Here is a 24456-nt window from a genome sequence, read left to right as displayed (position 1 = left end):
TGGGAAGCGCGATTTCGGGTAGACGATGGTGGAACCTCTTCCCGAAACCCGGCTTTGACATCAGCGTATTTTGGAACGTTTCGATGTCCAACCGGGATTTTTGATGACGGCCTTATACCATGAGAGACCGGCGCGCCGCTCCCGTATCGCTTTCGGTCGCGACGGGGCCCCGGTGGGGCGATCGCGCAGTCCAGCTTCTATTCGAAGGAAGCGCCTGTTGCGAGATAGACCAGCCACAGTAGCCCGTTCTCCACCGAAGGGAGTGGCCACATGAGCTTCGTCTCCACGATCATGGGCACTGCCGAGCGCGTGCCGCTGCCCGACGTCATTATCCGGGCCGCCATCCATCAACTCTGCTCGCGCACCGCCATGCGGCTCGCCACCGGGAATGCCGAAAGCGATGCCTGGCTCGCCGACGAAATGGCAGCGCGCGCCATCGCCGAATATTCCGACGAGCCCGATGTTCGGCACCACGAGGTGCCGGCCGAGTTTTTTGCCTGCCTGCTTGGTCCCAACCGCAAATATTCCTGTTGTTTCTACAAGGAGGCGTCCTCGACGCTGCAGGAAGCCGAGGAGGAAGCGCTCCGCCAGACCGTCGAGCACGCCGATCTGGCCGGCGGACAATCGATCCTCGAACTCGGTTGCGGCTGGGGGGCACTGTCGCTGTGGATGGCGCGGCAATTCCCGGATTCGCAGGTCACGGCGATTTCAAACTTGGACGCGCAGCGCGAGTATGTCGCGGGCGAAGCCGCAAAGCGCGACCTTACCAATCTGCGCGTCATCACATCAGACATCAACCGGCTCGCACCGAAAGCGCGGTTCGACCGCATCGTCTCCATCGAGATGTTCGAGCACATGGTGAATTGGCGCGAGCTGATGACGCGCCTGCGCACCTGGCTGGAGCCCGACGGCCGCCTGTTCCTGCACATCTTCACCCATCGCTCCGGCGCCTATCTGTTCAATCGCGCCGATGGCGAGAACTGGATCGCGCAACGCTTCTTTACCGGCGGCGTGATGCCGAGCCATCATCTGATCCGGCAATATGCCGATCTGTTCGAGGTCGAAAAGGAATGGCGCTGGAGCGGCGTGCACTATCAGCGTACCGCGCAGGACTGGCTGGACAATTTCGATTCCAACCGCGACGAAATCGAGCGCGTGCTTCGCAAGGTCCATGGCGGCGAGACCGCGTTGTGGATGCGGCGCTGGCGCTGGTTCCTTCTCGCCACCGCCGGCTTGTTCGGTTACGCTGGCGGCAGCGAGTGGGGCGTCAGCCATTACCGGCTGAAGGCGGCCGGTCAGACCTGCCTTGACTGATTCGTGCCGGATTGCCGCGCGCTCCGCCGACTGCTGCATCTCGTGCCGCCAAACGACAGGTTCCCTGTCATTTGTCTTCGATCCAGCCGTAAAAGGCTGCGATGGAACCGGCTCACAATCGAGTGAGTCCAGGAAAATAGGCGTTAATTCAGCGCGATAGCGTTGTGTGACATTGGGCCGCCGCGAAACCGTATTGCGTCGCAGCAGGCTCCCCCTATCCTATATGCCATCAACCGTGAGTTACGAGACCGCATAACGACGTCCTCTTACGACAACGTCGCGAATGCTCAATTCGCGCTTTCCAACCTGAACTGGGGCAATGCTTTCAATGTCCGGACTTCGAACGCAATCGGCATGCATCGTTTTGATGTTGACTGCGATGGCGCCGCTTTTGGCTGGCTGCAATGAACCGATCGCCGCTACCGCAGCGGCAAAACCCCCCGAACCTGAAGTAGGCACGTTCACCGTGCGGTCTCAGGCCCGCGCCATCGTTCGTGAATTGCCCGGCCGGATCGCGCCCACCCGGGTTTCGGAAGTTCGCGCCCAGGTCTCGGGCATCGTCGTCGAGCGCCTGTTCCAGCAGGGCACCGAGGTGAAAGCCGGCGATCCCTTGTACCGGATCGACCCCAAGCCGTTCCAGGTGGAGTTGCAGGCGAGCGAAGCCGCGCTGGACAAGGCCACCGCTGCGCTCGATCTCGCCGCACAGCATGCGCGGCGCATCGCGACGCTGACCAGCCAGCGCGCGGCGCCTGAGGTCGAGAACGAAAAGGCCATCGCGGCCCACCGTCAGGCCGAGGCCGAGGTCGGCAGCCGCAAGGCCGAAGTTGCGCGTGCGAGGCTCAATCTCGATTACGCGACGATCCGTGCGCCGATCAGCGGCGCCGTCGGCGCCGCGCTGGTGAGCGAAGGCGCGCTGGTGATCCAGAACGACAGCACCAGTCTCGCCACGATCCAGCAACTCGACCCGATCTACGCCGACTTCACCCAATCGGTCTCCGATATGCACAAGCTGCGCCGCGCGTTTGATAGCGGCGATCTCGAACGGATCGCGCCCGATGCGGCCAAGGTGCGCCTCGTGCTCGACGACGGAACCCTCTATCCGATTTCCGGCAAACTGCTGTTCTCCGAAGCCAAGGTGGACGCCCATACCGGGCAGGTCACGCTGCGCGGACAGTTTCCGAACCCGAATCGCGAATTGCTGCCGGGCATGTATGTCCGCGTCCTGATCGAACAGGGCATCGATTCCGACGCCATCGCCGTGCCGCAGCAGGCGATCCAGCGCGATGCCGGCGGCGGCAGCGAGGTTTTCGTGGTCAAGGACGATGGCCGCGTGGCGACGCAGCCGGTCCGCACCGGGGCGGTGCAGGACGGTCTCTGGCTGGTTAGCGAGGGCCTGAAGGATGGCGACCGAATTATCGTCGACGGCTTCCAGAAATTCGTGCCCGGCGACAAGGTGAATCCGAAATCGTGGATCGATGCGGATGCCTCGGTTGGTACAATACCGAATGCGCCGGCGGCGCAAGCGTCCCGCTGAGATCGGGATATGCCCAGTTTCTTCATCGACAGGCCGATCTTCGCCTGGGTGGTTGCGCTTTTCATCTGCCTGGTCGGCGCGATCTCGATTCCGCTGCTGGCGGTCGCGCAATATCCGATCATCGCGCCGCCCTCGATCTCGATCTCGACTAGCTATCCGGGCGCGTCGCCGGAAAACCTCTATAACAGCGTTACGCGGCTGATCGAGGAGGAGCTCAACGGCGCCTCCGGTATCCTCAATTTCGAATCCACCTCTGACTCGCTGGGGCAGGTCGAAATCATCGCCAACTTCGTGCCCGGCACCGAGACGAGCGCGGCCTCGGTCGAGGTGCAAAACCGCCTCAAACGCATCGAGGCGCGGCTGCCGCGCGCGGTGATCCAGCAGGGCATCCTGGTCGAGGAAGCTTCCTCCGCCGTGCTGCAGATCATCACGCTGAACTCGACCGACGGCTCGCTCGACGAAATCGGCCTCGGCGATTTCATGATCCGCAACGTGCTCGGCGAAATCAGGCGCATTCCCGGCGTCGGCCGCGCCACGCTCTATTCGACGGAACGTTCGCTGCGGATCTGGGTCGATCCCGCAAAGCTGGTCGGCTACGGCCTCACCGCCGATGACGTCAACAAGGCGATATCGGCGCAGAACGCGCAGGTCGCCTCCGGCAGCGTCGGCGCCGAGCCGAGCACGCCGACGCAGAAGATTTCCGCGCTGGTGCTGGTCAAGGGCCAACTCGCCTCGCCCGAGGAATTCGGCGCGATCACGCTGCGCGCCAATCCTGACGGGTCGACGGTGCGGCTGCGCGATGTCGCGCGCATCGAGATCGGTGGTTTGAGCTACCAGTTCAACACGCGGCTCAACGGCAAGTCGACAGCCGGCCTTTCGGTGCTGATGTCACCGACCGGCAACGCGCTCGCGACCGCCAGCGCCGTCGAAGCCAAGATGAAGGAACTGTCGAAGTTCTTCCCGGCCAATATCGGCTACGAAATCCCCTACAACATCACCCCCGTCGTCAAGGCCTCGATCAACAAGGTGCTGATGACGCTGGTCGAGGCGGTGGTGCTGGTCTTCATCGTGATGTTCCTGTTCCTGCAGAACATCCGCTACACCATCATCCCGACCATCGTGGTGCCGGTGGCGCTGCTCGGCACCTGCGCGATGCTGATGGCGGCCGGCTATTCCATCAACATGCTGACGATGTTCGGCATGGTGCTGGCGGTCGGCATTCTCGTCGATGACGCCATCGTCGTGGTCGAGAACGTCGAGCGCATCATGACGGAGGAGGGCCTGCCGCCGAAGGAAGCCACCCGCAAGGCGATGTCGCAGATTACGGGCGCCATCATCGGCATCACGCTGGTGCTGATGGCGGTGTTCGTGCCGATGGCGTTCTTCCCGGGATCGGTCGGTATCATCTACCGGCAGTTCTCCGTCACCATGGTTTCCGCGATCGCCTTCTCCGCGCTGCTGGCGCTGTCGCTGACGCCGGCGTTGTGCGCGACGTTGCTGAAGCCGGTTACCGCCGGCCATGGTCATGCGAAGAAGGGCGTGTTTGGCTGGTTCAACCGCGTGCTCGAGTCGAGCCGCAACGGCTATTCACGCACCGTGAGCGGTTTGCTGAAGCGCACCGGGCGGCTGATGCTGATCTATGCCGTGCTGTTCATTGGCCTCGGCTGGGCCTTTGTCCGGCTGCCCGGCGGCTTCCTGCCGGTCGACGACCAGGGCTTCATCACGACCGACGTGCAGACGCCGTCCGACTCCTCCTATGCCCGCACCGAGGCCGCGGTCGAGCAGGTCGAAAAATATCTCCGCGACCGCGCCGGCGTCGAGGACGTGACGTTCCTGACCGGCTTCAGCTTCCTCGGCCAGGGCATGAACACCGCGCAGGCCTTCATCACGCTGAAGGACTGGTCGGAGCGGGGCCCTAAGGATTCGGCCGCGGCGATCGTCGCCGACGTCAATCGCGAGCTGTCGTCGATCCGCGATGCCAGAATTTCGGCGCTGCAGCCGCCGCCGATCGACAATCTCGGCAACTCCTCGGGCTTCTCGTTCCGCCTGCAGGACCGCGGCCAGAAGGGTTATCCGGCGCTGGTCGCTGCGTCCGATCGCCTGATCGCGGAAGCCAATGCCAGCCCAGTGCTGCAAAAGGTCTATGTCGAGGGCCTGCCGCCGGCGCCGCAGGTCAATCTGATGATCGACCGCGAAAAGGCCGGCGCGTTCGGCGTCACCTTCGAGGACATCAACCAGACGATCTCGACCAACCTTGGCTCGAACTACATCAACGACTTCCCGAACCGCGGGCGGATGCAGCGCGTGATCGTGCAGGCTGATCGCACCAGCCGCATGAACGCCGACGACATTCTCAATTACAACGTCAAGAATAGCCGCGGGCAGCTCGTGCCGTTCTCTGCTTTCGCCACGGTGCAGTGGTCGAGGGGGCCGACCCAGATTGCGGGCTTCAACTACTATCCCGCCGTGCGTATCTCCGGCGAAGCAAAGCCCGGCTTCACCTCCGGCGACGCCATCGCCGAGATGGAGCGACTGGCGAACAAGCTGCCGCGCGGCTTCGGTTTCGAATGGACCGGGCAGTCGCTACAGGAGAAGCTGTCGGGTTCGCAGGCGCCGTTCCTGCTCGGCCTCTCGGTGCTGGTGGTGTTCCTCCTGCTCGCTGCGCTCTATGAGAGCTGGACCATTCCGCTGGCGGTGCTGCTGACGGTGCCGCTCGGCATCTGCGGCGCAGTGATCGCAGCGACCACGCGCGGCCTGCCGAACGACGTCTATTTCACCGTCGGCTTGATCACTATCATTGGCCTTGCGGCAAAGGACGCCATCCTCATCATCGAGTTCGCCAAGGATCTGCGCGCGCAAGGCAAGCCGCTGGTCGAGGCAACGATCGAAGCCTGCTCGCTTCGCTTCCGCCCGATCCTGATGACGGGCCTAGCCTTCGTCTGCGGCGTGCTGCCGATGGTTATCGCGAAGGGCGCCGGCGGCGCGAGCCAGCAGGCGCTCGGCACCAGCGTCATGGGCGGCATGATCGCGGTGGTGATCCTGGCGCTGTTGATGGTGCCGGTGTTCTTCGTCTCAGTGCAGCGCGTGCTGGCGGGGGACCGGGAGAAGGTGGAGGCGACCGCGGGAGCCGAGGTGGTCGGCCCGCCGGCGCCAGTGAAGTAGTAGGCGTTGTCATGCTCCGTGACCCCGTCACGCTCCGTGATCCCGCGACGCCAGGGCTTCGCCGGGACTTGCGGTCTCGGGCCGTCGAGAAGCCTTGGCGCGGGCGGCGGCCGATCCATCCAGTCCATAAATTTGCCGGGCTGACGCCGCGCCAGAATCCGCGCAGCGAAACGACGCTATGTGCCAGACTAGGACTCATGCACTGCGTCAAACCGATGCCCCGTTGCCCCACTGTGAGACGAAGCATCACCTGCTCCCCGGCCCGTCGATGATCGAACCGAGCCCCTTTCCAACGTCCGCGAACGATGGGGATCGTTCGCCGGCTCGATCGGTTAAAACAAGATCGTGAAGAGGCCGCCAGCAAAAGGCGGCCTCTGACTCAGGTATTCAAGCTACTATTGCAGACCATCAACAGCAAACGAGCGGAACCTCGCGTATTTTTCGCCAACCTTGCGAAGCTCGACATATTCTGGATTGGCCCGCCAGGCCCGAATTTTCTCCATACTATCCCAGACCTGAACGACCACGCGCTTCGGCGCGTCCCCATCAAATGCTGTCACTGTTCCTGTAGTTGCGGCGGATCCGCCGATAGCCAAGAAGCGACCGCCGGATGCCTTGATGATGGCCTGAGCCTTCGGAGCGTACTCCTTTGCATACGCGTCCGGGTTGGTCACGTCGATTTCTGCCACGAAATAGACCGGTGGCTTTGCTTGAGCGTGAAGACCTTGAACCGCGAGAGCGCCAATCGCGACACCTGCGGTCACTGCCACTGCGATTTTGTAATTTGATCTCATGGCATTCCCTCCTAGTGTGTGCAATTTCCCCCCGAGGCACACGTTGAAAGTGCCCCAACTGACGGTGGGACCAAACGTGCGCGGTGGATGTGAACCGGCTCACATGGGCGGATGCAAATATCTGAGATCGACGGCGCAGATGTGTAAGGAAGCCTGTCAAGTCCGAGTTGGGTCATCTGCGACGTTTCGAACCGAGTCCGATCATTTTCGCTCTTCCCCGGTCGGACCTTATTCTTGGATCACGGGTTTGCCGAGCGGCGCTGCCCCCTGGAGAGAATGGGTCAACCGCACTGACGAATGAAGCGACTCCAGTGAGGTGAATCGACAAAACTGAATGCAAGGTGTTCACTATCTGAAGTGAGGCCCGAAGAGGTCACCTAACAACCAGATCCATTCATTGATATCGTTCGGGAGAAACGAACATGTCCTTCGTCGCACGACGATTGGCGGCGTTTTCTGCCGCCGTCATTATGCTCGCTGCCAGTGGAGGTGGTGCGCTGTCTCAGAAGAAATATGATGTCGGCGCAACCGACACCGAAATAAAGATCGGCAACATCATGCCGTACAGCGGACCCGCGTCGGCCTATGGGGTAATCGGCAGAACCGAAGCGGCCTACTTCCGCAAAATCAATGCCGGGGGCGGTATCAATGGGCGGAAGATCAACTTCATCTCCTATGACGACGCCTACAGCCCGCCGAAAACGGTTGAGCAGGCGCGCAAGCTGGTCGAGAGCGACGAGGTGCTTCTGGTCTTCGGCCCGCTCGGCACGCCGTCTAACACCGCCATTCAGAGATACATGAACACCAAGAAGGTGCCACAGTTGTTCGTCGCGACGGGTGCGACCAAATGGAATGATCCGAAAACCTATCCGTGGACCATGGGCTGGCAGCCCAATTATCAGAACGAGGCGCGGATCTACGCGAAGTACATCCTCAAGGAAAAACCGAACGCCAGAATCGGTATTCTTTATCAGAACGACGATTACGGAAAGGACTACCTCAAAGGCCTAAAGGACGGGCTGGGCGACAAGGCCGCGTCGATGATCATAGCGGAGGACGCTTACGAGGTCGCCGAGCCGACCATCGATACGCATGTCGTCAAGATGAAATCTATCAATGCCGACGTGTTCGTTAACATCACCACGCCGAAGTTCGCGGCGCAGGCCATCAAGAAGGCGGGCGAGATCGGCTGGAAGCCGATGCACTTTCTCAATATCGTCGCCACCTCGATTGGCGCCGTAATCAGGCCGGCCGGATTAGAGAACGCGCAGGATATCATTTCGGTGGCTTACTTGATGGATCCGATGGATCCGCAATGGAGTGATCATCCGGGAATGAAGGCTTTTGACGAATTCTTGGCGAAGTATTTTCCCGAAGGCAATCGGGCCGACAACTTCGTGGTCACGGGATATAACAATGCCCAGACTTTGGTTCAGGTATTGAAGCAGTGCGGCGACGAACTCACCCGCGAGAACGTGATGAAGCAGGCAGCGAATCTAAAGAACTTCAGAACCGATAACCTGCTGCCGGGCATCACGATCAACACCAGCCCGACTGATTTCGCTCCGATCAAGCAAGTGCAGTTCAGACGGTTCAAGGGGGAAAGGTGGGAGCTGTTTGGCCCCGTGCTCAGCGATGAAATCGGAGGCTAGGAAGTACCAAGTCGTAATGAATGACGTGCGATTCCGGCTCATTAGGATCGACCGTAGACTTCCTCTCCCAAACTCGGTTAGTGGCGGTGATGCGCGCGGGCGTGCGGATCGGCGCGGTGCTACATCCTAGCCGTGCTCGTCGCACTCGCGGATGGCACCGGCCCGTAGCACCGCGATGGCCCACCCGCGCAGCGTCCGGATTGCGGGGCGCCGTTCCTTCATCATCAGCATCGAGATCGCTTCTGCCCCCAGACGAATCCGATCGGTCCGTCCTCCGTTCCGGCTGTTAACACAGAGCAGGGATTCCGAATTGCGGCGGCAACGTCTTTTCCACGTGTTCCGCCGCCCTGTGCGCGATGGCGTTGTGCCACGCTCATTGGTGTCGGTCAGCACTTTCGTGGAAGGCCGCAGCCTGATGTCCGATCTGTCTCTCAATCAACGGACATCGCGGAGCATGAGCGGCAGGTCAGAAAAGTGCCAGCGCGGCGGTTTGGTCGCACCACGGCGACTTCCGGTGTACCCCGGTGAACGGACATTCTCAGGATAGGCGGGCATGTCTCAAAGGTGCCCAAAGAAGCGGTCATTCCGGTTATCCCGTCTTCGGCGTCGTACCCGGGTTCATTCGGGCAACCTCGCTTTCCGAAGGCCCTCAATCATCAGCTTCGAGTTTGATTGCCCACCACGGGCGATCCATACCGATATCGTAAAGGCGGGATCGAACTCAAGCACCCGCGCCGCCGCCTCACGTGCCTCCGCATCACGTCCGAGGTGGGCGAAAGCGGACGCGAGACAGCTGTAAGCTGCCGGAAAGGAGGGGTTGTGGCGCTGGGCTCTCTTCCCTGCGACGATGGCCTCGTCAAAGCGACGAAGCTCGATAAGGGCCATCCCCATCCCAGCAAGAGCTCGGTTTAGCGCCGGGTCAATTGGGCTCATCCGAATGGCACGTTCAAAGCTCCGGACCGCTTCCTCCGGCAGCCCCGCAATTCTATAGACTTGGCCTCTGCAGGCCCATGCACGAAATGAATTTGGGTTGAGCGCGACGGCCCGGTCCGCCATTTCGATCTCACTTTCGCTATCGCCAACCATGAACGCCGAGATTAGGCCAACCCATGCTAGCGTGTCCGGATCACCATCGTCGACGCTCAACGCCAAGCGAGAAAGCCGAACTGCTTCCTTCCTGTCGAATTGAGGATCGGTGGAATAGCCCCAAAGGACCCTTTGCATGTGACAGACACCTGCTAGAGCCGCGACAAAACCGAACCGAGGGTCCAGCTCCAAAGCGCGATGCGCCAATCTGATCGCCTCGGCGTCCCCTTCGCGGGTCGTCAGGTAGTACTGTGGCATAGCTCGGAGATAAAAATCATAGGCGGTGAGGCTCTCCGGTCGCCGCCGCGTCGCCGTTGCAATTTCTGTTTGAAGCAATTTTGGCTGAATGGCTGAGACAACGGCGACCGTGACTTCGTCCTGGAGCGCGAAAACGTCCATCAGGTCACGCTCGAACCTGTCCGCCCAAATGTGCGCGCCCGTCACCGCATCAATCAACTGCCCCGTGATGCGAACTTTGCCCGCCGCCTTGCGCACAGACCCCTCAAGGACGTAGCGCACGCCGAGCCTGCGTCCGACCTCCTTTATATCGACGGCTTTGCCTTTGAACGTAAAGCTCGAATTGCGAGCGATCACGAATAACCATTTGAACCGCGAGAGCGCCGTAATGATTTCCTCAACCATCCCGTCCGCAAAATACTCCTGCTCGGGATCGCCGGACATGTTCTCGAACGGAAGCACGGCGATAGACGGCTTGTCGGGGAGCGCCAGAGCTTGCGTGCTCTCGACAGGCGGCTCTATCGGCGCTGCGGCAGAACCGCTCGCGTTCATCCTCAACCGCCATGCTCGCATCGGTTCAACAATATTCTTCAGGTTCTGCGGACCCATGTCCTCAAAGGCGAAATCGACCTTCCCGCGGACCTGACGTTGTGCGTCGTCGGAGATGCAAACGCCACCCGGCTCCGCAATCCCCTCAAGGCGAGCGGCGATGTTGACGCCGTCGCCAAAGATATCGTTGTCGTCGACGATGATGTCACCGACGTGGATGCCGATGCGAAATTCGATCTGCTTGACCTGCGGCATCGTAGCATTTTGCTCAGCCATACCGCGCTGGATCTCGATGGCGCAACGCACCGCATCTACGACACTGCCGAACTCAGCGAGCACGCCATCGCCCGTATGCTTGACGACCTTGCCACGATGCTCGCTGACCTTGGGATCAGCGAGCCCACGCAAACGCTCCCTCAGCCGGACGTGTGTCCCTTCCTCGTCCAAGCCGGTCAGGCGACTATATCCAGCCACATCAGCCGCAAGGATAGCTGCAAGCCGTCGTTCAACGCGATTGTCGGTCAAAACGGCCTCCCGAGATCGGTAGACCCGTCGGACGTATCAAAGCATAGGGCGTTGCCCTTGGGCTAGGGCCAATGTTCGAGTTGGGTCACGGGACTAAACCGCTCGCGCGGTAGCTCGCTGCGGCGGCCGGCACAGCCAACACGGTAGCGCAACGGGGCGTCCTGTCTTTAGATGAGGGGTTCGCAACCCTCTGCGCAGGACCGGGCCGGCGCCCCACGGCAGGGGCGTCGCCCCGGCCGCTGTCAGATTGTCACGCGGCTGCCGTCGAAGCGCGTGAGGGAGAAGCCGTCGAAGGGTTCGCGAAGGGTGGTGCGCTCGTCCCGCAGCATGCCGATAGCAACTTCCTCGCCGATCGCCATTGACGCGGAAGCGTCGGAACGCCAGTGGATGCCCGCCCAATTCCGTCCGAAACCGAAATTCACCGCGAGCTTGTTCAACTCTCCACCAACCGTGAGCGGCGGGCCGCTATAGGGCACGAGCCTCGTCGGGTCAGCCGGATCGGGCTGTACCGGATTGGCGATGACGCGGCTCTCGTCGAAAAACGCCTTCAATATGGTAGCCGTGACGGCGCCAACGCTCGTGGCACCGCCGGGATAGGTGGAGTGAAGGGGCGCGGCCTCCGGATAGGTTTGTGACAAAAGATAGGTGCCATATTTGGCTTTACTGCGATCGAGGGCTTCCGATGTCAGGAAGTTATCATGCAACGGGTAGTCGCTCACGCCATTGGCGAGGCGATGGTGCGCCAGAGCGCCGTAGGCTTCCGGTCGTACGGTCCGGTGCACCATATACTTCTGCCAGTAGGCCGCGCGGACGGAGTTACTGATCCCCGTGGCGAGCAATGCCTGCACATAGGGCAACCCGAAGGTGGCACCGGCAGGGCTTTGGGTTTTCGATTTCCGATACGGGTTCGATGGATAGGACACAGGCTCAGCCGGTGGATACATCCCGGAGTACCGTTGATCCGCTCCACCGCCGGGGGTTGCAAGGATCAGTGCCGCCGCCCACCCAAGTGCAGGACCAGCGTGGATATACTCCGCGAGATCTCTTCCTGTCGTTATGTATCGCGGTGTCGCGTCGAACTGCAACCGGCGTTTCGGGGCGGCACCGTTCTGGATCGCCAGCCACTCCTCGTATTCGGTCAGGAATTCGTTGGCGGGCAACGTCGTGCGAATTTGAGCACTGATCCACTGTGCGGCATAGGGCACGTCCCGGAGCAGGAATTGCGAGATCAGCGGGCCGTCCAAAACGCCTGGAGGCGTGACGGAGCGGCCCTTCGGGTCAGTTGGGTCGAAATAAAGCGCATTGGCACGGAACAGCGTACCGGGCGTGACCCGCCCGCCAGACTTCGGCCCCCGGAAATCGGCAAGCTTGTTGAGTTCCTCCGTTGCTGCAAGCACGTCGCGATTGGAGGTGTCGTCGCGCAACTCGGTAAGCGGAACATCACGAAGCAGCGATTGCCAATATACCTCGACCGCCTCGCCGCCCCGCTCCGCACTTGCAAGGGCCGGTGCCGCAGGTATCGCAATCTGAGTAGGGTTCATGCCGCTGAGACTGACGGCTTGTGTGCCTACGGGATTGACCAGTTTGCGAATGCCGCCGAGCGGGATTTTCTCGAAATCAGCGGGATCGCCCGACTGGCAAGCGGTATAGAGCGCCTGCCATGCCGCTTGTTCCACTTCGCCGCGTTTGTCGTGCGGCAGGCCCCGTGAATCGGAACCGATCTTGTTGGTGTAGCGCGCCTCATCGCCATTCGTCGGGTGGGGCGCGATGGGGATTTTCTCGTTATTGCTCGCGCAGACTTGTCGGACTTCGAAGGCGCGGCGCTTGAACGCCGCGTCGTGCGGTCTCAGATCCGCGCTCACAGGCTGCGCCGCGGCCGGGGCGATTCCGGGCATGCTCGGTGGAGACGCAAGCACAGCAGCGCCAACCGCGATGCCGGCCCCGCCGAGCAGCGAGCGGCGAGTGACCGCGGTGGTCGGCAGGGTCGGCGATGCCAGGTCAGATTCAATCGAAATGGTGGGGTGGTCAGCCATGGAGATTCTCCTCCCTCGCAGGCACGCTCTGGGGCCTGCGTTTTTCCCCTTTTCAGGATTCAAATGGCATCCGGGCGCGCTTACGCGCACCCGCGTCAGAATGCGAATGCTGAAGGACCGGCGAAAAAGGAAGTCGGTTATTCGAGTGCAATGCTGGCCGATGGCACGACTGCTGTCCGTTCAGTCTCGCGAGGAATTCGGCATTTCCCGCCTGCGACGACAGCTATTCAAAGAGTACACGATCTCGTGCGTCATGGAAAGACGTCCCGGTGCGGATTGATGGCGCTCCCCTGGACGTCATTCAAGCTTCGAAACCGGAGCCTTGAATCATGCGCTGCGAATTCAGCGAACATGAGTGGCCGCCATTAAGCCGATGTTGCCGAACAAGCCGCGCGGCGTTCGGCGGGTAGATGACCGCCGCGTGCTCGATGGCATCGTTTGGGTCCTGCGTTCAGGTGCGCCATGGCGCGACCTGCCGGCGACCGATGGTCCCCGCACGACTTGTTACAATCGCTACGTTCGGTGGATGATGGTCTTGTCTCGCTGATTTGCGCGACGTGTCAAATGTCGACTTCAGCACTCGACGAGTGCCGGCTACTGTGCATGGGGTTGTTTTCAATATTTTGGCTGGGAGCGCCGAGGCTCCTGCGTGTCCTTCCGCCGCCTCCGGAGGGCGGCATCACCCGATCGCGGATGAGGCGATGGCGCGTGGCTTGGAACCGTCGCGCTACTTCCCCAGCGGCCCCAGCATCTTCACCAGTTCCCCGTGCACGAACTCATTCCCGCACACCACGTGCCCGGTCTTCAGCGCATCATCCTTGCCCTCGATGCCCGTCACCGTCCCGCCGGCTTCCCGCACCATGATCTGCCCGGCCGCGATGTCCCAAGGCGAGAGATTGCGTTCCCAGTAGCCGTCGAGGCGGCCGGCGGCGACAAAAGCGAGGTCGAGCGAGGCGGCGCCGAAGCGGCGGAAGCCGGCCACCTTGTTCTGCAGCGCGGCCATTTCGTTCAGTGCCAGTTGGTGGTCGCCGCGGCCGATATGCGGCAGGCCGCAGGCGACCACGCACTCATCGAGCCTGCGGCGGCCGGCGACGCGCAGCCGCTGGTCGTTGAGGAACGCGCCCTTGCCGCGTTCGGCGATGTAGAGCTCGTCATTGGCGGGATTGTAGATCACGCCGGCAATGATGGTGTCTTCGCGCCGCAGGCCGATCGATATCGCAAATTGCGGGATGCCGTGCAGGAAGTTGGTGGTGCCGTCCAAGGGATCGACGACCCAGGTGTGGGTCTTGTCGGCGCCTTCGCGGCTGCCGCCTTCCTCGCCGATGAAGCCGTAGCCCGGCCGCGCCTTGGCGAGGTCCTCGTACAGCATTTCCTCGGCGCGCTTGTCGGCCTTGGTGACGAAGTTCGCCGGCCCCTTCAGCGACACCTGCAGATGCTCGATCTCGCCGAGGTCGCGCTTGAGGCTGCGGCCGGCACGGCGCGCGGCTTTCACCATGACGTTGATAAGAGCGGAATAGAGCATGATGTGAGCTTATGACGTGAGAGGGAACGGCCCAGTGCCGTCAGGGCTTAGGGACTGGGTGCCCTGCTGATGTGCCGCCGTCAAGGCGTGATTTGCCGGCGGTACCGGTCCATTTCTGCGCCGCCTCCTGAACCTTGGCGCGATCCTCGGGGCTGAGCTCCGAAAGCCGCTCGTCCAGCTCGGGGTCGCCCTTGCCGGCGGTCTTGGCGACAAGGTGCCACTTCAGGCCTTCGATCTTGTCCACCGGCACCCCCAGTCCGCTCACGAGCACGCGGGCGAGGCGGTTCTGCGCGATCGGCGAGTTCTGCCTCGCCGCCTTGCGCAACAGCGCGACCGCCGCGGCCTGGTTCTTCGGCGTTCCGGTGCCGTTGAACAGCGCAATCGCATACTCGACCTCGGCATCGACATTGTCGGCCAGCGAAGCCGCCTGCAGCAGCCGCACCGCCTTGTCGACGTCCTTCGGCACGCCGGTGCCTTCCTTGTAGAAGGTCGCGAGCGCGTATTGCGCTTCCGGGTTGCCGGCGTCGGCCGCGGCGCGCAGCAGCTCGGCGGCGCGCCGGACGTCCTGCGGCAGCGTGTTGCCGTCGAGATAGAGCAGCGCCAGATTGTAGGCCGCCTTGGGGTTACCGAGCTTGGCCGCAGAGGCCAGCAGCTTGACCGCCTGCTCGCGATTGGTGGGGCCGCCGCGGCCCGCCAGCCGCATCATGGCAAGCGCGAACATGCCCTCGCGGTCGCCGGCGTCCGCCGCGCGCTGGTACCACTCGGCGGCCTTCGCATAGTTGCGCTTGATGCCGAGCCCGTTGGCATAGAGCTCGCCCAGCATCGTCATCGCCTTGGCGTCGCCGTTATATTGCGCGCGCGTGGTCGCTAGGTCGAAGGCCGTCTTGTAGAGGCCGCGCTGATAGGCGCCGTAGACGAGGTCGACGTTCGGATCCTCGAAAGCGGGCGTCGGCGAAGGGGAGGGTGTCGGCGTTGCCGCGGGCTTGGTCGTTACCACCGGCTTGGGCGGCGCCGACGGGGCCGGCGTCGGTGTCGGTGTCGCAGCGGACTTTTTCGCTGCCGTCGGCGCCTTTGGTTTGGGCGCCTCCTTTTTCGCGGCCGGAGGACTCGCGGCCGGCGGCTGCGCGGCCGGCGGCGTCAGCGAGATCTGCGCGGTGGCGCCGGTCATCGTCATCAGGAGGCTCGCAAGCAGCGATATGGGACGCAGGAGTTTCATTGTCCGGCGTTATCCGTGCCCCGCCTTATCCGTGCCAGCCTTATCAGTACCAGCCTTGGCTTTTCCGAACGCTGCCTGGTGCGCTTGCGCGAGCGCCTGTCCGGCATCGATCAGCGCCGCCTTTGCGCCGCGCGGATCAGTCCAGATGAAATCGCCGACCAGAACGAAATCTGCGCCGGCGGCCGCGAATTCGGCAGCCTCCTCGCGCGAGGCGGCAAAGCCGATGCAAGGCGGTTCGAACAGTTCATCCCACCACTGCAGGCGCTCGGCAATCGCTTCAACCGAGGGCCGTTGGCCGTTGGCGTCGGGTTCGCCGAACAGCACGTAATCGGCGCCGAGCTCACCCGCGGCCATCGAATCGTGCCGCGTGGCAAGGCCGCCGACGCCGGCAATGCGGTCCGGCTTCAACGACGGCACGGCATCTTCCAGCGCGGCGAGGCCGTTCAGATGCGCGCCATCGGCGCCCGCGCGCGCCACCAGTTCGACGTGGCCGTCGAGCAGCAGCGCCGCGCCGGCGTTCTGGATTGCGGGCGCCAGCGCTTTCACGCGCGAAATCATGGTGCGCTGGTCGGTCGGCTTCAGCCGCAGCAGCACCGCCGCGACATCGGCCGCGGCCAATAGCTCCGGAAGCTGGCTTGCGAGCTGCGACGGATCGTCCACCTCGGGCGTCGCAAGATAGAGGCGCGGCGCCGGGCGCGGCGGAACGGGTTTATTGGCCAAGTGTTTATTGGCCAAGTCTAGGCGACCTTCTTTTCCAGGCCGGTGTCCCACTCGCCCTTGCTTGCCAGCGCGTTCATCCGCGCACGGTGCGTGAAGGCGCGCTGGCCCGCAGCGATATTCTCGGCCTTACCCGACCATGCCTTTTGCGGCGCCGCCTGCAGCGCGCGGCCATAAGAGAATGTCAGCTTCCAGGGCAGGCCGCTGATCCGGTTCATGGCGTTCAGATGCGCGGTCGCCTCCTCGTCGGATTGCCCGCCGGAAAGGAAGGCGATGCCGGGGACAGCGGCGGGAACACACGCCTTCAACAGCCGCACGGTTTTTTCGGCGACTTCCTCGATGGGAGCCTGCTTCGCGCACTTCTTGCCTGAAATAGCCATATTGGGTTTCAGTACCATGCCTTCGAGTTCGACGCGCTGGACCCGCAATTCCTGGAACGTCTTGTTCAGCACACGCTGGGTCACGTCATAGCAGCGGTCGATGTCGTGATCGCCGTCCATCAGCACTTCCGGCTCCACAATGGGAACGATCTGCGCGGCCTGGCACAACGCCGCATAGCGCGCCAACGCATGCGCGTTGACGTTGATCGCGGTCATCGATGGAATTCCCGCGCCAATGTCGATCACCGCGCGCCACTTCGCAAAGCGCGCGCCGCGTTCGTAATATTTCTTCAGGCGCTCGGCGAGCTTGTCGAGGCCGATGGTGACCAGTTCGCCCGGACACTGCGGCAGCGCCTGCGTCCCCTCATCGACCTTGATGCCGGGGATCGCGCCGGACTGCTCGATCAGCTTGACCAGCGGCGTGCCGTCCTTGGCGTTCTGCCAGATCGTCTCGTCGTAAAGGATCACCCCCGAGACGTACTTGCTCATCGCCTCGGTGGAACGGAACAGCATCTCGCGATAGTCGCGGCGGTTCTCCTCGGTCGATTCGACCTTGATGGCGTCAAAACGCTTCTTGATCGTGCCCGAGGATTCGTCGGCGGCGAGAATGCCCTTGCCCGGGGTGACCATGGCGAGGGCAACCTTATTGAGGTCAGCAAGATTCATGGGAACGTTCTCCGAAAACATCATGCCCTTGCGCACCAAAATAGGCGGTTCTCGGGCAATTGCCTAGAAAACGTTCGTCGCACCGGGGGTGTTTGCGAGGCGGCGGCCTGCTCAGGCGATCTTTGTCAGGCGACCTTGTCAGGCGACCTTGGGGTCCAGTTCACCCCTGGTATAGCGCCTGGCCATTTCGGCCGTCGTCAGCACCTTCTTGATCTTGCTGGCCTGGCCTGCGGTATTGAATTCCTGCAGCCGCTGCTTGCACAGCTTGGCCATCGCTTCCATCGCGGGCTTGAGGTATTTGCGCGGATCGAACTCTTCCGGATTGTCTTTGAAGACTTTGCGGATCTGCCCGGTCATCGCCATGCGGTTGTCGGTGTCGATGTTGATCTTGCGCACGCCGTTCTTGATGCCGCGCTGAATTTCGGACACCGGCACGCCCCAGGTCGGCTTCATCTTGCCGCCATTGGCGTTGATGATCTCCTGCAGGTCCTGCGGCACCGAGGACGAGCCGTGCATCACCAGATGCGTGTTCGGCAGCTTGCGGTGGATCTCCTCGATCACGTTCATGGCGAGGATGTCGCCGTCCGGCTTGCGCGTGAACTTGTAGGCGCCGTGCGAGGTGCCCATTGCGATCGCCAGCGCGTCGACTTTTGTCTCTTTCACGAACTTCACGGCTTCGTCAGGATTGGTCAGCAGTTGGTCGTGAGAGAGTTTTCCTTCGGCGCCATGCCCGTCTTCCTTGTCGCCCATGCCGGTCTCGAGCGAACCGAGCACGCCGAGCTCGCCTTCCACGGAGATGCCGCCGAGATGGGCCATGTCGGTGACGGTCTTGGTCACGCCGACATTGTAATCCCAGTCGCCGGGGGTCTTGCCGTCGGCCTTCAGCGAGCCGTCCATCATCACGGAGGTGAAGCCGGCCTGGATCGCGGTCATGCAGGTGGCAGGTTCGTTGCCGTGGTCGAGATGCACGCAGACCGGGATCTGGGGATAGATTTCGGTGACGGCGTCCATCATGTGCCTGAGCATGACGTCATTGGCATAGGAGCGCGCGCCGCGAGAGGCCTGGATGATGACGGGGGCGTCGAGCGAGGAGGCGGCCTCCATGATGGCCAGCGCCTGCTCCATGTTGTTGATGTTGAACGCCGGCACCCCGTAATCGTGCTCTGCCGCATGATCGAGCAGTTGGCGCAAGGTAATGCGAGCCATTCAAATTCTCCTGTATTTGCCGCGCGCCTTTGGCGCTCCATTAAGTCGTCGTCTAACGCAGTTTCAGAACTTCCACGCCGGGCAGCGGTTTGCCTTCCATCCATTCGAGAAACGCGCCGCCCGCAGTCGACACATAGGAAAAATCGCCTGATACGCCGGCTTGGTTCAGCGCGGCGACGGTGTCGCCGCCGCCGGCGACAGAGATCAGTTTCTTCGCCTTGGTCCGCTCTGCCGCATGCCTCGCCGCCACCATGGTGCCACGGTCGAACGGCGTCAATTCGAACGCGCCGAGCGGGCCGTTCCAGACCAGCGTCTTGGCGTCGTCGATCGCGGCGTGAATCCGCGCGGTCGATTGCGGCCCGACGTCGAGGATCATGCCGTCGGGTGGAATGGCGTCGAGCCCATAGGCATGCGACGGCGAGTTGGCGGCAAAGTGATAGGCGACCACGGCGTCGACCGGCAGGATGATGGCGCAGTTCGCGGCACTGGCCTTTTCGATGATGCGCAGCGCGGTCGCCGCGAGATCCTTCTCCGCCAGCGACTTGCCGACGCCGACGCCCTGCGCCTGCAGGAAGGTGTTGGCCATGCCGCCGCCGATGACCAGCGCGTCGACTTTTGTCACGAGGTTTTCCAAAAGATCGATCTTGGTCGATACCTTGGCACCACCGATGATCGCGATCACAGGCTTGGTCGGTGCTTCCAGCGCCTTGCCAAGCGCGTCGAGCTCGGCCTGCATGGTGCGGCCGGCATAGGCGGGCAGCTTGTGGCCGAGGCCTTCGGTCGAGGCATGCGCGCGGTGCGCGGCCGAGAAGGCGTCGTTGACCCAGATGTCGCCGAGCTTGGCCAGTTCGGCTACAAACGCCGGATCGTTCTTCTCTTCCTCTTTATGGAAGCGGGTGTTCTCCAGGCAGAGAATGTCGCCGTCCTTCATCGCAGCCACGGCCTTGGCCGCGGCTTCCCCGATGCAGTCCTCGGCGAAGGCGACCGGTTTCTTGATGACCCGCCCGAGCGCCGCCGCGACGGGTTTGAGCGAATCCTTGTCGTCGCGTCCCTTCGGCCTTCCGAAATGGGCGAGCAGGACGACCTTGCCGCCCTTGTCGGAAATTTCGCTGATGGTCGGTACGACACGCTCGAGCCGTGTCGCGTCGGAAACGCGGCCGTTCTCCATCGGCACGTTGAGGTCAACGCGCAGCAGCACGCGCTTGCCCTTTACGTCGACGTCATCGAGGGTGCGGAATGTTTTCGGCATTGGCGGACTCGGACTCTCGGCGGTCATTCCGGGGCGATGCGAAGCATCGAACTACGATGTGCGATTGCACATCGGGGAATCTCGAGATTCCGGGTCTGGTCCTTCGGACCATCCCGGAATGACGGTTCAACAAGACAAGAATGCCCGGCACGGCATTCCGAAAAATGACTTACAGCAGCTTCCCCATCGCGACGGCGGTGTCGGCCATGCGGTTGGAGAAACCCCATTCATTGTCGTACCAGGACATCACGCGCACCAGCGTGCCGTTCTGCACCTTGGTCTGGTCCTCGTGGAACGTCGACGAGTGCGGATCGTGGTTGAAGTCGATCGAGACGTTGGGCGCTGTGGTGTAGCCGAGGATGCCCTTGAGCTGCTGCTCGGAGGCGCGCTTCATCGCCGCGTTGATTTCCTTGACGTCGGTCTCGCGCTTGGCGACGATCTTGAGATCGACGACCGAGACGTTCGGGGTCGGCACGCGGATCGCGACGCCGTCGAGCTTGCCCTTTAGTTCCGGCAGCACGAGGCCGATCGCCTTGGCAGCACCCGTGGAGGTCGGGATCATCGACATCGCCGCCGCGCGGCCGCGGTAGAGATCCTTGTGCAGCGTGTCGAGGGTGGGCTGGTCGCCGGTATAGGCGTGGATCGTGGTCATGAAGCCGGTCTCGATGCCCACCGTGTCATTCAGCACCTTGGCAACGGGCGCGAGGCAGTTGGTGGTGCAGGAGCCGTTGGAAACGATCAGGTGATCCTTGGTCAGGGTGTCATGGTTGACGCCGAACACGATGGTGGCGTCGGCGTTGTCGGCGGGCGCCGAGACCAGCACGCGCTTGGCGCCGGCGGTCAGATGCGCGGAAGCCTTGTCCTTGGCGGTGAAGATGCCGGTGCATTCCAGCGCGATATCGACGCCGAGGGCCTTCCAGGGCAGCTTGGAGGGATCGCGCTCGGCGGAGACCTTGATCTTGCCATTGCCGAGGCTGAGTGAGTCGCCATCGACGGTCACCGTGCCGGGGAAGCGGCCATGCACGGAATCGAAGCGCAGCAGGTGGGCATTGGTCTCGACCGGGCCGAGATCGTTGATCCCGACCACCTCGATATCGTTGCGGCCGGATTCGGCGATGGCGCGCAAGATATTGCGGCCGATGCGGCCAAATCCGTTGATCCCGACGCGGATTGCCATGCTCGTTTCTCCTCTAATAGCCGGTGCCGGCCCCGCGGAGACGTTCCACGGAGGTGCTTACGGCGGAACGCCCGGTTCGGCCGGGCGGGAACGGTCAAGATGGGGTCTAGGTAGTCCTTTTTTCCCCGAACCTCAACCGTCACCCCAACCGCTTCAGCACAGCGTTAACCGCAGCCTCGGCGGTAATTCCGAAGTGCTTGAAAAGGTCCTTGGCCGGCGCGCTGGCACCGAAACCGTGCATCCCGATGAATTCACCGTCCTGGCCGATCACGGCGTCCCAGCCCCAGCGTACCCCGGCCTCGATGGCCAGTCTGATCGGCGCATTGCCGATGATCGCCTTCTGCCGGTCCGCCGGTTGGTCCAGCAGCAGTTCGAGCGAGGGCACCGAGACCACCCGCGACGCGATGCCGCGTTCCGCCAGTTGCTTCTGGGCCGCCACCGCGACCTCGACCTCCGAGCCCGAGGCGAACAGCGATACTTTGGCGTCGCCCTGTGCCGCGACCAGCTCATAGGCGCCATGCGCGCACGGATTGTCGTTCGGGGCTGAGGTGCGGAGTTGCGGCAGGTTCTGGCGGGTCAGTGCCAGCACCGTCGGACCGTCGATCCGATTGAGCGCCAGTTCCCAGCATTCGGCTACCTCGACGGCGTCGCAGGGCCGAAACACGCGCATGTTGGGAATCGCGCGCAGCGCCGCGAGATGTTCGACCGGCTGGTGTGTCGGGCCGTCTTCGCCAAGCCCGATCGAATCATGGGTCATCACATAGACGACGCCGGCGCCCATCAGCGCGGCGAGCCGCATCGCCGGCCGCGCGTAGTCGGTGAACACCAGGAACGTCGCGCCGTTCGGCGCAAAACCGCCATGCAGGAAGATGCCGTTCATGGCCGCCGCCATGCCGTGCTCGCGGATGCCGTAATGGATGAAGCGGCCCTTCGGCGTCTTGGCCGAGAACGCCACTGCTGATTTGGCCTTGTTGTTGTTGGAGCCGGTGAGGTCGGCGGAGCCGGCGAGGAATTCCATCGGCATCGCTGCCGCGATCGCCTCGATGGCGGATTCGGACGATTTCCGCGTGGCCACATTCTGCGGCGATTCCAGCAGCGCCTTCTTGTGGGCGCGCAGCGCCTTCGAAAGCGCGGCGGGCCGTTCGTGCCGCATCCGCCGCTCGAACTCGGCGCGCTTGCGGGGGCCGAGTTCGGCGAAAAGGCTTTCCCACTCCTGGCGCGCGGCAGCGCCACGGCTGCCTGCGGCACGCCACGCCTTCAGCACATCGTCAGGCACCGAGAAGGCTTCGAGCGAGATGCCGAGCTTTTCCTTGGCGCCCTTGAGTTCGTCGGCGCCGAGCGCCTCGCCATGGGCCTTCGCCGTGCCGGCCCGCGTCGGCGCGCCGTAGCCGATGGTGGTCTTGCAGGCGATCAGCGAGGGCTTGTTGGATTTTTGCGCGCGGGCAATCGCGGCTGCAATCGCCTTCGGATCCTGGCCGTCGATCAGCTCGGCCGCCCAGCCCGCGGACTTGAATCGCTTCACCTGGTCGACCGAATCGGCGAGCGAGGTCGGGCCATCGATCGAAATGCCGTTGTCGTCATACAGCACGATCAGCTTGTTCAGCTTCCAGTGGCCGGCCATCGCGATCGCTTCCTGCGATACGCCTTCCATCAGGTCGCCGTCGGAGGCGAGCACGTACGTGTGATGCCCGACCACCTTCTTGCCGAACTCGGCGGCCAGCATCTTCTCCGCCAGCGCCATGCCGACCGATGCGGCGATGCCCTGGCCGAGCGGGCCGGTGGTAGTCTCGACGCCGCTGGTCTCGAAGTTCTCCGGATGGCCCGGCGTCTTGGAGCCGAGCTGACGGAAATTCTTGATCTGGTCGAGCGTCATGTCCTTGTTGCCGGTGAGGTACAGCAAGGCATAGAGCAGCATCGAGCCGTGGCCGGCCGAGAGCACGAAACGGTCGCGGTCCGGCCAGGCCGGAGCTGTCGCGTCGAATTTGAGGAACTGTGTGAACAGCACGGTCGCGATGTCGGCGGTGCCCATCGGCAAGCCGGGATGGCCGGATTTCGCCTTTTCGACGGCATCCATGGCAAGCCCGCGAATCGCATTGGCCATACGGGTATGATCGACTTGCGTCATGATGAAAATCCGCCTGAAATGAGGTGCTTCGTTGTGGGTACGTACCGGGCGAGGCCGCAATACGGGCGTGGCTTAAGGGAAAGTCGGGGCTGGATAGCACCACAATCCCCGGGAGTCCAAGGCGGGGAAACGCGCTTCCGGTCCGAAAAGTTGCTTAGCAGTGCATAGCTTCGCGTCGGCGTTGCGCTTCCCTCGCTTGCCACGTAAATTTCGTGCTCTAACCGCTTGCCGAACCGCGGATTTTGCTGCCGTGCGGCGGGCCTACGCGAAGGTGCGCGCTGTCTCTCATGGGCGATCGTAACGCTAACGGGGCCGGCAATGCCGAGCCGGTCTATGCCGATATCGAGGTCGCGACGCGGCGCCTGATGATGGCGCTCGATGCGCTCGAGGCCGCGGCCGAGCGGCGGCGCGACGCCGACCGCGACGAGAACGAACTGGCGAGCCGGATCCAGGCGCTCGGCGCCGATCGCTCGCGGCTCGCCGACGAGCTCGACGGCTCGCTGGTGAAGACGCGGCGGCTGGAGCGCACCAACCGCGAGATCGCTGAAAAACTGGATGTCGCGATCGGCACCATCCGCGCGGTGCTCGATGCCGGAGAGGATGAATGAGCCACATCAACGTCACCATCAATGGCCGGCAGTACCGCATGGCCTGCGAGGAAGGGCAGGAAGTGCGGCTCTTAAAGCTCGCCGAGAGCCTTGAAACGCGGGTCGGAGAATTGCGCGGCAAGTTCGGCGAAATCGGCGATGCGCGGCTGACGGTGATGGCCGCGCTCACCGTGTGCGATGAATTGCTCGACTCCAACGCGCGCATCCGCGCGCTGGAGGGCGAACTCGAAACCCTGCGCAACGTTCGCGTCGCCGCCGCCGACCGCGCCAAGGCCACCCAGGTCGCGGTCGCCAACGCACTCAACGCCGCGGCCGACCGCATCGAAAAGACCACGCAGATGCTGAACCGCACCATCGGCAGCGGCGTCGCGATCGGGTGAAGAGGCGAACGTTAGCGCTGGCGGATTCGGTTCGTAGCCCCTACATTGTGCCTTGCGAAGCTGCGTCGTGCGTCAGGAGCCATATATCCCCGGGGCCTTATCGATCCTTTAGGGAACTGTCCCTGGCCGGGTCCGTGGATCCGGACATATGGTGCCCACCTACTTTCGTAGGGAACTCCGGGATCGAGTGCTTCAACGGCGTTCGCGGCTTCGCACTTTGATTCGTTGGTGGGGTGTTTCCAAAGTTCTTCGGTGCATTGCCGCCTGCGCGGCGTGCCCAGCGTAGCCGGATGGAGCGAAGAGCAATCCGGGACAAGCTGTTCG

General features: G+C 62.9%; 17 protein-coding genes, 1 other RNA gene and 1 pseudogene. 8 read left to right on the top strand and 11 right to left on the bottom strand.

The window, feature by feature from the left end; translation table 11 throughout:
• Positions 1-270: 270 nt before the first annotated feature.
• The 3 genes from V1288_RS06630 to V1288_RS06620 all read left to right on the top strand — a co-directional run bounded on the left by V1288_RS06630 (position 271) and on the right by V1288_RS06620 (position 6010).
• Positions 271-1314, top strand: coding sequence for an SAM-dependent methyltransferase (locus tag V1288_RS06630; protein WP_334356306.1), 1044 nt, complete (start codon positions 271-273; stop codon positions 1312-1314).
• A gap of 328 nt (positions 1315-1642) precedes the next feature.
• A complete protein-coding gene (locus V1288_RS06625) occupies positions 1643-2848 on the top strand; it encodes an efflux RND transporter periplasmic adaptor subunit (protein ID WP_334356305.1) in 1206 nt (401 codons plus the stop codon).
• Positions 2849-2857: 9 nt separating this feature from the next.
• A complete protein-coding gene (locus V1288_RS06620) occupies positions 2858-6010 on the top strand; it encodes a multidrug efflux RND transporter permease subunit (RefSeq protein WP_334356304.1) in 3153 nt (1050 codons plus the stop codon).
• Between the two features lie 395 nt (positions 6011-6405).
• On the opposite strand, the gene V1288_RS06615 is transcribed toward V1288_RS06620, so the two are convergent.
• A complete protein-coding gene (locus V1288_RS06615) occupies positions 6406-6804 on the bottom strand; it encodes a DUF1330 domain-containing protein (protein WP_334356303.1) in 399 nt (132 codons plus the stop codon).
• Positions 6805-7226: 422 nt separating this feature from the next.
• On the opposite strand from V1288_RS06615, the gene V1288_RS06610 reads away from it, so the two are divergent.
• On the top strand, positions 7227-8456 hold the full coding sequence (locus tag V1288_RS06610) for an ABC transporter substrate-binding protein (RefSeq protein ID WP_334356302.1): 1230 nt from the start codon (positions 7227-7229) through the stop codon (positions 8454-8456).
• 618 nt (positions 8457-9074) lie between these two features.
• Here V1288_RS06610 and V1288_RS06605 read toward each other — a convergent pair.
• Positions 9075-10853 carry an adenylate/guanylate cyclase domain-containing protein gene (locus tag V1288_RS06605; RefSeq protein ID WP_334356301.1) on the bottom strand — a complete coding sequence of 593 codons (1779 nt, stop codon included), beginning with the start codon at positions 10851-10853 and terminating at the stop codon, positions 9075-9077.
• A gap of 242 nt (positions 10854-11095) precedes the next feature.
• Positions 11096-12886, bottom strand: coding sequence for a vanadium-dependent haloperoxidase (locus tag V1288_RS06600; RefSeq protein ID WP_334356300.1), 1791 nt, complete (start codon positions 12884-12886; stop codon positions 11096-11098).
• Positions 12887-13215: 329 nt separating this feature from the next.
• Between V1288_RS06600 and V1288_RS06595 the strand changes: the two are divergent.
• Positions 13216-13412: pseudogene (locus tag V1288_RS06595) on the top strand (transposase); the annotation flags it as partial.
• A gap of 201 nt (positions 13413-13613) precedes the next feature.
• On the opposite strand, the gene V1288_RS06590 reads toward V1288_RS06595, so the two are convergent.
• From V1288_RS06590 to tkt, 8 genes are all read right to left on the bottom strand, one after another.
• The gene (locus V1288_RS06590) at positions 13614-14408 is read right to left on the bottom strand and encodes an inositol monophosphatase family protein (RefSeq protein WP_334356299.1); all 795 of its coding nucleotides are present in this window, start codon (positions 14406-14408) and stop codon (positions 13614-13616) included.
• A 40-nt stretch (positions 14409-14448) separates the two neighbouring features.
• Complete coding sequence (locus tag V1288_RS06585; RefSeq protein WP_334356298.1) at positions 14449-15624, bottom strand: tetratricopeptide repeat protein; 1176 nt, start codon at positions 15622-15624, stop codon at positions 14449-14451.
• A 9-nt stretch (positions 15625-15633) separates the two neighbouring features.
• Positions 15634-16344, bottom strand: a complete 711-nt coding sequence (locus V1288_RS06580) for a thiamine phosphate synthase (RefSeq protein ID WP_334356297.1) — start codon at positions 16342-16344, stop codon at positions 15634-15636.
• A 17-nt stretch (positions 16345-16361) separates the two neighbouring features.
• Positions 16362-17387, bottom strand: coding sequence for a class I fructose-bisphosphate aldolase (locus V1288_RS06575; RefSeq protein ID WP_334356296.1), 1026 nt, complete (start codon positions 17385-17387; stop codon positions 16362-16364).
• A 138-nt stretch (positions 17388-17525) separates the two neighbouring features.
• Positions 17526-18593, bottom strand: coding sequence for a class II fructose-bisphosphate aldolase (gene fba / locus V1288_RS06570; protein WP_334356295.1), 1068 nt, complete (start codon positions 18591-18593; stop codon positions 17526-17528).
• Positions 18594-18645: 52 nt separating this feature from the next.
• Positions 18646-19842: a phosphoglycerate kinase gene (locus V1288_RS06565; protein ID WP_334356294.1), complete on the bottom strand. Its 1197-nt coding sequence runs from the start codon at positions 19840-19842 to the stop codon at positions 18646-18648.
• A 169-nt stretch (positions 19843-20011) separates the two neighbouring features.
• Positions 20012-21019: a type I glyceraldehyde-3-phosphate dehydrogenase gene (gap, locus tag V1288_RS06560; protein WP_334356293.1), complete on the bottom strand. Its 1008-nt coding sequence runs from the start codon at positions 21017-21019 to the stop codon at positions 20012-20014.
• Positions 21020-21158: 139 nt separating this feature from the next.
• The gene (tkt, locus tag V1288_RS06555) at positions 21159-23144 is read right to left on the bottom strand and encodes a transketolase (protein WP_334356292.1); all 1986 of its coding nucleotides are present in this window, start codon (positions 23142-23144) and stop codon (positions 21159-21161) included.
• Positions 23145-23431: 287 nt separating this feature from the next.
• Here tkt and V1288_RS06550 point away from each other — a divergent pair, with 287 nt between their 5' ends.
• From V1288_RS06550 to ssrS, 3 genes are all read left to right on the top strand, one after another.
• Positions 23432-23752, top strand: coding sequence for a DUF4164 domain-containing protein (locus V1288_RS06550; protein ID WP_334356291.1), 321 nt, complete (start codon positions 23432-23434; stop codon positions 23750-23752).
• Positions 23749-24132, top strand: coding sequence for a cell division protein ZapA (locus V1288_RS06545; protein ID WP_334356290.1), 384 nt, complete (start codon positions 23749-23751; stop codon positions 24130-24132). The genes V1288_RS06550 and V1288_RS06545 overlap by 4 nt, the downstream gene beginning before the upstream one ends.
• 54 nt (positions 24133-24186) lie before the next feature.
• Positions 24187-24347: non-coding RNA, 6S RNA (gene ssrS / locus V1288_RS06540), on the top strand.
• Positions 24348-24456 lie beyond the last annotated feature (109 nt).

Origin of the sequence: Bradyrhizobium sp. AZCC 2176 (assembly GCF_036924645.1) — a bacterium.
GTDB lineage: Bacteria > Pseudomonadota > Alphaproteobacteria > Rhizobiales > Xanthobacteraceae > Bradyrhizobium.
Note: the sequence above shows the minus strand (reverse complement) of the source record. Positions and strands in the feature narration are given on the sequence as shown.